The organism is Thermus sp., assembly GCF_040290245.1.
In the GTDB taxonomy this organism is placed as follows: domain Bacteria; phylum Deinococcota; class Deinococci; order Deinococcales; family Thermaceae; genus Thermus_A.
The window spans coordinates 18,389-26,105 of record NZ_PSMQ01000021.1 but is presented as its reverse complement, the minus strand read 5'-3'; the positions used below and the strand labels follow the sequence as shown (position 1 = coordinate 26,105).

Here is a 7,717-nt window from a genome sequence, read left to right as displayed (position 1 = left end):
AGGGGGAGGGTCAGCTGGGCCAGAGCCGTTTCCGGCTCGCCTATAAGGATGGGGTCCTGGAGGGGGCAGGCAGAACCCAGGCCTTCCCGCTGCACGCCCTCTTGGCCGCGCTGACGGGGCCCTTGGAGGGGGAGGCCTACTGGACGGGGGCCTTCCGCTTTCGATGGCCCAAGGACCTTTGGCAGGCCCAGGCGGTTCTGGTGGGGGAGCACCTCCGGTTCGTGGGCGGAGGGGATGAGCTTTCGGGCCGGGCCGCCTTCCGGTTCCAAGGAGGCCGGTTCAGCGTGGATGAGCTCGCCCTTTTCGGGAAGGGCACCTGGAAAGGCGGAGGCTACTGGAGCCGCGAGGGGGCGGATCTTCGGCTTTCCCTAAAGGACACGGTCTTTACCCCTGTGCTCCAGGTGGTGCCCGCCCTTAGGCCCTACGTTCCGGAGGGCAGCGGGAGTGTGGAGTTTTACCTGGTAAAGCAGAACGGAACCGAAGCCCTTTCGGTGGCCCTCGAGGCGTTCCGCTTCAAGCTGGGCCCGGTGGAGGGGTATCTGCCCAAGGGGACGCTCCGCTTGAACGGCGGGGCCCAGGCGGAGGGGGAGGTTGCCCTGCTTAAGCCTTTTCCCGGAAAAGGGGTTTTGGGCCTGGAGGGTAACCTCAAAAGCTTCACCCTTTCCGCTCGAGGAAGGCTTGCGGTCCCTGGGCTTAAGGAAGAGGAGCCCTTCTTTGTGGCCTTCCGCTACCCGGGCTATGGCCTGGAGGTCCGGTACGCCCAGGCCCTGGCTCAAGGCACCGCCTACCCCTTGCGGATGGCCGCCTACGGTTCCTTGCCCGTGCAGCTTCCCCGGTACTACCTTCTGGAAGGGCTTGTGAACATTCGGAGCGCCTTTTTGTATGAGGACAAAGGGGTCTATCACCTTACGGGCGACCTGGAGGTCGTAAAGGCCCGGCTTGGCCTTCCCCAGGGGGCAAAGGAGTTGACCCTCCCTGCATCCAAGGGGGAGGAGGCCTCAGACCGGGTTCCCTTGGTCTTCGAAAGCCTCCGCCTGCGGGCGGAGCGGGGGGTGGTCATCCAGGAGGCCTTGGCCCAGGGGGAGCTTTACGGCGAGGCCTACCTCCAGGGCCCTTACCAGAACCCCTACCTCACGGGGGAGGTGCGGGCCCTTTGGGGGAGCTTCCGCCTTTGGGACCAGGTGTTTACCTTGGATCCCCAGGCCAGCTACGCCCGCTTTACCCCGCAAGGGGGCCTCCTCCCCGAGGTCCACCTGGTGGCCAAAAGCACGGTCCGGGGGTATGCCGTGCGCCTGGAAGCGGAGGGCAGCTTCGTTCGGGAGAATGATCGGGTGAGGTTGAAGCTAAACCCCCGGTTCACTTCCGACCCCCCCTTGGACACCTTGCAGATCTACGCCCTTCTCACCCTGGGAACCACGGATGTCACCCGGTTAACCGAGACCGTGCCCCAGACGGTCTTAGGGGCGGCCTTCCAGAACTTCCTCCTGGGCCAGCTGGAGCGGGAGTTTTCCCGTGCCCTGGGACTAGACCGCTTCCAGGTGGAAACCCCCGTCTTTCAGGGGGGCAGGCTGGGGGAGACCCGGTTTACCCTGGGCAAGTACCTGACCCCAGAGCTCTTCCTGGGCTATCAAGTGGACCTCCGCGGGACCCAGGCGGTGGCTGCGGAATACCGGCGGGACGGCTTTTCCCTCACCTTTTCCACCACCTTGTCGGACAAGCCCCGGACCATTCTTGGTCTGGGCTATAGCCTCACCCCCAGCCTGGATCTCCTTTTGAACCTCGAGTCCAATGAGGCCAGCCGGTTCAGCATAGGGCTTTCCTACAGGTTCTGAGGGGTAGGATGGGCACGGGTATGCGTGCGCTGGCCAAGACCAAACAGGGAAGGGGCCTCGAGCTTGTGGAGGTCCCCACGCCTACCCCGGGCCCTGGGGAGATCCTGGTCCGGGTGGAGGCGGCGAGCATCTGCGGCACTGATCTTCACATCTATCGGTGGGACGCCTGGGCCCAGGGGCGGATCCGCCCCCCTTTGATCACGGGGCATGAGTTTAGCGGGGTGGTGGAGGCGGTGGGCCCGGGGGTGAAGAAGCCCCAGGTGGGGGACCATGTGAGCCTCGAGAGCCACGTGGTCTGCCACACCTGCCCCGCCTGCCGGGTGGGAAACGCCCACGTCTGCCTGAACACCGAGATCCTGGGGGTGGACCGGAACGGGGGGTTCGCCGAGTACGCGGTGGTCCCCGCGGAAAACGCTTGGGTGAACCCCAAGGGGCTCCCCTTCGAGGTGGGCGCGGTTCTTGAGCCTTTCGGAAACGCCGTCCACACGGTTTTTGCGGGCAGCGGAGTTTCGGGGAAAAGCGTCCTTATCACTGGGGCAGGGCCCATCGGCCTTATGGCCACCCTGGTGGCCCGCTCGAGCGGGGCCGGGCCCATTCTGGTCACGGACGTCAACCCCTACCGCCTGGACTTTGCCCGCCGCCTGGGGGCGGACCGGGTGATTAACCCTTTGGAGGGGGACCCGGTGGAGGTGGCCCGGGGGATGACCGGGGGTGGGGTGGAGGTGCTTTTGGAGTTTTCCGGAAACGAGCAGGCCATTCACCAGGGGCTTTCGGCCCTTCTTCCCGGGGGAGAGGCCCGGATCCTGGGCATCCCTTCCGATCCCATCCGGTTCGATCTGGCGGGGGAGCTGGTCATGCGGGGGGTGACCCTTTTCGGCATTGCCGGCCGGCGGCTTTGGCGGACCTGGATTGAGGGCACGGCCCTCGTCTACTCGGGCCGGGTGGACCTTACGCCCCTGATCACCCACCGCTTCCCCATGAGCCGGTACCAGGAGGCCTTCGAGCTTCTGGCCTCTGGCCGGGCGGTGAAGGTCATCTTGGACCCTCGAGCCTAAGGGCATAATGGGGTCATGGGAAGGGGGCTTGGCTGGCTGGGTTTCCTGCTGGCTTGTGGCTTGGCTCAGGCCCTTCAGGTGGAGGAGGTGGCCAGGGGCCTGGAGGTTCCCTGGGCGCTGGCGTTCTTGCCGGATGGGGGGATCCTGGTGACGGAAAGGCCTGGCCGGATTCGGCTCGTCCGGATGGGCCGGGTTCAGACCTACGCGGAGGTGGCGGTCTACGCCCGGGGGGAGTCTGGGCTTTTGGGGCTGGCCCTCCATCCAGGCTTTCCCCGCGTCCCTTACGTGTATGTCTACCGGACGGTCCTCGAGGGAGGTCGGCTCAGGAACCAGGTCCTGCGCCTCCGCCACCAGGGGGAGCGGGGGGTGGTGGACCGGGTGATCCTGGACGGCATTCCTGCAGCCGAACATGGTCTCCATTCGGGCGGGCGGATCGCGTTTGGCCCGGATGGGTACCTGTACGTCACCACGGGGGAGGTCTACCAGCGGGAGCTTGCCCAGGACCTTTCCTCCCTCGGGGGGAAGATCCTCCGGATAGACCCCGAGGGCCGGCCCGCGCCCGACAACCCTTTCCTAGACCGGCCGGGGGCGCGAGGGGAGATCTACTCCTTTGGTCATCGGAACCCGCAGGGCCTGGCCTGGGGAGAGGGGGCGCTTTTTTCCAGCGAGCACGGGCCAAGCGGGGAGCAGGGCTTTGGGCACGACGAGGTCAACGTTATCGTGAAAGGAGGGAATTACGGTTGGCCCCGGGTGGTGGGGTATGGCCGCGATCCCCAGTACCGGGATCCTTTGTACCTCTGGCCCTCGGGGTTTCCCCCGGGCAACCTGGCCTACCTCGGGGGAAGCCTGTACGTGGCGGGGCTTAGGGGGGAGGCCCTGGTGCGGCTTGTTCTGGAAGGCCAAGGTGGGGTTTACCGGGTCCTTCGGGCTGAGACGGTCCTTTCCGGCTATGGAAGGCTGCGGGAGGTCCAGCTGGGGCCGGATGGCGCGCTCTACCTCACCACCTCCAACCGGGACGGCCGGGGCCGGGTGCGGGAAGGGGACGACCGTATTCTGATGTTCAGACCTTCGGGCCAATAGAAGGGCGCCTTTTCCCTTAGACTCAGCGTGTGGAGCGGGTTTTGCCCTTTCGCGAGGACCTGAAAAACGGCACCTTTTGGCTTCTGGACCAGAGGAGACTCCCCTTTGAGGAGGTCTGGGTGCCCGTCCAAACCGCCCGGGAGATGGCGGAGGCCATCCGGAGGATGGTGGTCCGAGGGGCCCCGGCCATCGGGGTCTCTGCCGCCTTCGGCATGGTCCTGGCCCACCTGAAGGGGGAGGACTTGGAGGAGGCGGACCGGCTCCTCCGCCAAAGCCGCCCCACCGCGGTCAACCTCTTTTACGCCCTGGACCGGCTGCGGCCTTTCTGGAAAGACCTCGAGGCCACCCTCCAGGCGGCCTACGCCCTCTGGCACGAGGTGGAGGAGGCGGAGGCCGCCATCAGCCGCTTCGGGGCGGAGGTCCTCTTGGGGCAGGTCCTCACCCACTGCAACACCGGCCCCCTGGCCACCGGGGGGTATGGCACGGCCTTGGGGGCCATCGTGGAGGGCTTCCGGCGGGGAAGGGTGCGGCACGTCTGGGTGGACGAGACCCGGCCCTACCTCCAGGGGGCCCGGCTCACCGCTTGGGAGCTCATGCGCTCAGGGGTGCCCGCCACCTTGATCGCGGACAACATGGCGGGTTTCCTCATGAAAAGGGGCGAGGTGGACGCGGTGGTGGTGGGGGTGGACCGGATGGCGCTCAACGGGGATTTCGCCAACAAGATCGGCACCTACGCCCTGGCCGTCCTGGCCCACCACCATGGGGTGCCCTTCTACGCGGCTTTGCCCCTTTCCTCCGTGGACCCAAGCCTGGAAAGCGGGGAAGGGATTCCCATTGAGGAGCGCCCTCCTGAGGAGGTGACCCGCCTCATGGGCCGGCCGATCGCTCCCGAGGGGTTTCCCGCCTACCACCCCGCCTTTGACCTGACCCCCCATACCCTCCTCACGGGCGTCATCACGGAAAAGGGGGTGATCTATCCACCCTTCCATGAGGGGATCCGACGGGCTCTTGGCCTTCTTTGAGGCCCTTCTAGGGCATACCTGCCCGGGGTGTGGGGGCAGGTTGGACCGGCCCCTCCTCTGTTCGGCCTGCCGGAAGGGGCTTAGGCCCCATCGGGCGAGGCTTTTTGGGGCGGAGGCGGTCTACCTTGGTTCCTATGCCCAGTATGGCGGCCTGGCCCGGGCTCTGAAGTACGGAGGCCGAAGGGGGCTTGCTCATCTCCTTGCCCCTCCCTTGGCGGAAGGGGCAAGGGACTGGCCCCTTATGGGGGTGACCTGGGTTCCGGGGCTCGAGCACCGGACCCTCCTGCGGGGGCACCACCCCCCGGAGGTTCTGGCCAGGGCCCTGGCCCGGGCCCTAGGCCTTCCCTCCGCTCCCCTCCTCTTCCGGGCCCGCTACGCCCCTAGCCAGGTCCTGGGCCGAAGGAGGGCCTTGCCCTTGGACGCCTTCCGCCCCTTGGGTAGGGCTCAGGGGATCTGGCTTCTCGTGGACGACGTCCTCACCTCGGGAGCCACCTTCTTAAGGGCCCGCTCCGCCCTCCTCGAGGCCGGGGTGGAGGGGGTCTATGGGGCCTTCATTGCGCTGAAAAGGGAGGCCTTGGGCCCATTCCTGGATTGAGGGCGTGTTAGGCTGAAGGGGGCCATGAGGAAGCTCCGCCGTTTGGAGGACCTCCTGCTCCATATCCGGGAAGGCCGTTACCGGCTTGGGCCCCATGTGGCCAAGCATATGCTCCAGGAGGGCTTCACGGAAGGGGACGTGCTGAGGGCCCTCGAGTGGGGGCGGGAGCTGGCCATCTACCCTGAGGACCAGAGGATGCTCGTTTTGGGCTACATGGTCTTTCCCCCCAGGCTCCGGCTTCCCCTGCACGTGGTCCTGGACTACGCCACCCCCCGGTACGTCACCCTGGTCACCGCCTTTATCCCCAAAGATCCCTACCGGGTCTACTCCAGGCGCCGGCTGGCCGTCCTTTTGCGGTTTGACGGGGCCCTCGAGGAGGTGCGCTACACGGGGCCCAAGGAGCGGTACCCCTTCTAGAGGCCGAAGAACCGAAGGGCTTCCTCCCGATCCTTTAAAAGCTGGGCTCTAAGTTCCTCGAGGGAAGCGAAGCGCTGTTCATCCCGGAGTTTTTTCAAGAATTCGACCCGGACCTCCTCTCCGTAGAGGTCTTTGCTAAAGCCGAAGAGATGGACCTCGAGGCGGAGCCCCCCTTCTCCCAAGGTGGGCCGGGTGCCCACGTTGGCCATGCCGAAGAAGCTCCCCAAGGGGGTATGGGCCCGGACCGCGTAGACCCCGGGGGGCAGGACCTTGAGGGGCGGGGGGCTCAGGTTGAGGGTGGGGAAGCCCAGCCTCCGCCCCAGCTTTTCCCCCTCCACCACCACCCCCTGGGCGGAGTAGGGGCGGCCGAGGAGGTGCCTGGCCTCCTCCACCCGGCCCTCCTTAAGGAGCGTCCGGATGCGGCTGGACTTGACCGGCTCGCCCAGGAGGGAAAGGAGGGGAACGATTCGCACCGGGGCCACCCTCTTTAGGTCCTCGGGGCCGCCGGTGCGCCCCTGGCCGAAGCGGAAGTCCTCCCCCACGTAGAGGAGGTGGGCCTCGAGGGCCTTTAGGTCCTCCAGAAACTCCTCCTTGGAGCGCTTGGCGAAGGCTTCGTTGAAGGGCACCACCAGGATGAGCTCCGCTCCGGCCGCCTTCAGCGCCTCCACCTTCTCCGAGGCCTCGCTCAGGAAGCCTTCCCCCCGGGTGAAGACTTTGGAGGGGGGGTCAAAGGTGTAGACGAGAAGGGGAAGATGCAGGGCCTTGGCCTCCTGTTTGGCCAGGTGGAGGAGGTGCTGGTGGCCCAGGTGGACCCCATCAAACGAGCCCACCGCCACGACCTTAGGCCCCCGGGGGACGTCAGCGACCTCGGTGAAGAGCATAAAGGACCCCGACAAGCCCGGTGGCGGAGAACTCCACCTCGCCCTTTTGGTGCTTTTCTAGGGCTTCCTCCGGACGCATCCAGACCACCTCCAGGGCCTCGTCCTCATCCGGCGTGGCCTCCATGGCCCTGAGGTTTTCCACTAAAAACACGTGGCAGAGCTCGTCGGTGAAGCCTGGGGAGACGTAGAACCGGAAAAGGTAGGTGAACTCCCCCGTGAGGCCCGCTTCCTCGGCCAGCTCCCTTTTTGCCGCCTCCAGGGGGGTTTCCCCCTCCTCCAAAAGCCCCGCGGGAAGCTCCAGGGGACTGAGGCCGACCGCGATGCGGGGCTGGCGGACAAAGAGCATCTTTCCGTCCTTAAAGGCCAGGACGGCCACCGCGGGCCTGTGCTCCACGATCTCGTACCGGCCCTCGAGGGCCAGGTTGAGGATGCGCCCTTTGTAGACGTACGCCCTCACCCTTTTATTTTAAAGGCCGTAGGCGGTTGAACAGGAAAACCCCCAGGTAGGCCAGGCCCGGACCCGGGCTTGGGCCAAGGGTGAGGCTTAGGGCGAAGGTGTGGAAAAGGAGGATCTCCAGGGCGGCCAAGGGATTCCTTCGCCAAAGCCCAAGCCAGGGCTTTCCCTGCTTTAAGGCCAGAAACCCCAGGTATGGGAGGTAGGGCCAAGGGCCCGTGGCCACCCCCAGGGCGGAGAGCCCCAGGCTGAGGAGGCCCACGCCCCGGAGGAAAGGAAGAGGGTCGAAAAGGGCCATGCGGGGCCATGCCCTTCCAGGAGGCCCTTTCCTCCGGCCAGGGACAAAGGTCAAGGAGCCTTTTCCCCTCGTGCCCGCCCAGG

9 protein-coding genes are annotated in these 7,717 nt (G+C 66.2%); 6 read left to right on the top strand and 3 right to left on the bottom strand.

Annotation, left to right across the window (positions count from 1 at the left end):
• From C4301_RS04695 to C4301_RS04670, 6 genes are all read left to right on the top strand, one after another.
• Nucleotides 1-1,832 (top strand): translocation/assembly module TamB domain-containing protein (locus C4301_RS04695; RefSeq protein WP_352413947.1); only part of this gene is annotated, 1,832 nt, incomplete at its 5' end.
• 20 nt (nt 1,833-1,852) lie between these two features.
• Entirely contained in the window at nt 1,853-2,887 is a 1,035-nt protein-coding gene (tdh, locus tag C4301_RS04690; RefSeq protein WP_352413946.1) for an L-threonine 3-dehydrogenase, read from the top strand.
• Nucleotides 2,888-2,902: 15 nt separating this feature from the next.
• On the top strand, nt 2,903-3,967 hold the full coding sequence (locus C4301_RS04685; RefSeq protein ID WP_352413945.1) for a PQQ-dependent sugar dehydrogenase: 1,065 nt from the start codon (nt 2,903-2,905) through the stop codon (nt 3,965-3,967).
• Nucleotides 3,968-3,996: 29 nt separating this feature from the next.
• A complete protein-coding gene (gene mtnA, locus C4301_RS04680; RefSeq protein WP_352413944.1) occupies nt 3,997-4,989 on the top strand; it encodes an S-methyl-5-thioribose-1-phosphate isomerase in 993 nt (330 codons plus the stop codon).
• Nucleotides 4,955-5,584 (top strand): ComF family protein, encoded by a 630-nt coding sequence (locus C4301_RS04675; RefSeq protein ID WP_352413943.1) that lies wholly within the window; start codon nt 4,955-4,957, stop codon nt 5,582-5,584. The genes mtnA and C4301_RS04675 overlap by 35 nt, the downstream gene beginning before the upstream one ends.
• 24 nt (nt 5,585-5,608) lie before the next feature.
• Complete coding sequence (locus C4301_RS04670; RefSeq protein ID WP_352413942.1) at nt 5,609-6,001, top strand: DUF4258 domain-containing protein; 393 nt, start codon at nt 5,609-5,611, stop codon at nt 5,999-6,001.
• Here C4301_RS04670 and ribF read toward each other — a convergent pair.
• From ribF to C4301_RS04655, 3 genes are read right to left on the bottom strand one after another with little or no spacing between them, the layout of a single operon-like run.
• Nucleotides 5,998-6,882, bottom strand: a complete 885-nt coding sequence (gene ribF / locus C4301_RS04665; RefSeq protein WP_352413941.1) for a riboflavin biosynthesis protein RibF — start codon at nt 6,880-6,882, stop codon at nt 5,998-6,000. The genes C4301_RS04670 and ribF overlap by 4 nt on opposite strands.
• The gene (locus tag C4301_RS04660) at nt 6,860-7,339 is read right to left on the bottom strand and encodes an NUDIX domain-containing protein (protein WP_352413940.1); all 480 of its coding nucleotides are present in this window, start codon (nt 7,337-7,339) and stop codon (nt 6,860-6,862) included. Before C4301_RS04660 ends, ribF begins: the two co-directional genes overlap by 23 nt.
• Before the next feature lie 4 nt (nt 7,340-7,343).
• Complete coding sequence (locus C4301_RS04655; RefSeq protein WP_352413939.1) at nt 7,344-7,634, bottom strand: hypothetical protein; 291 nt, start codon at nt 7,632-7,634, stop codon at nt 7,344-7,346.
• Nucleotides 7,635-7,717: the final 83 nt, after the last annotated feature.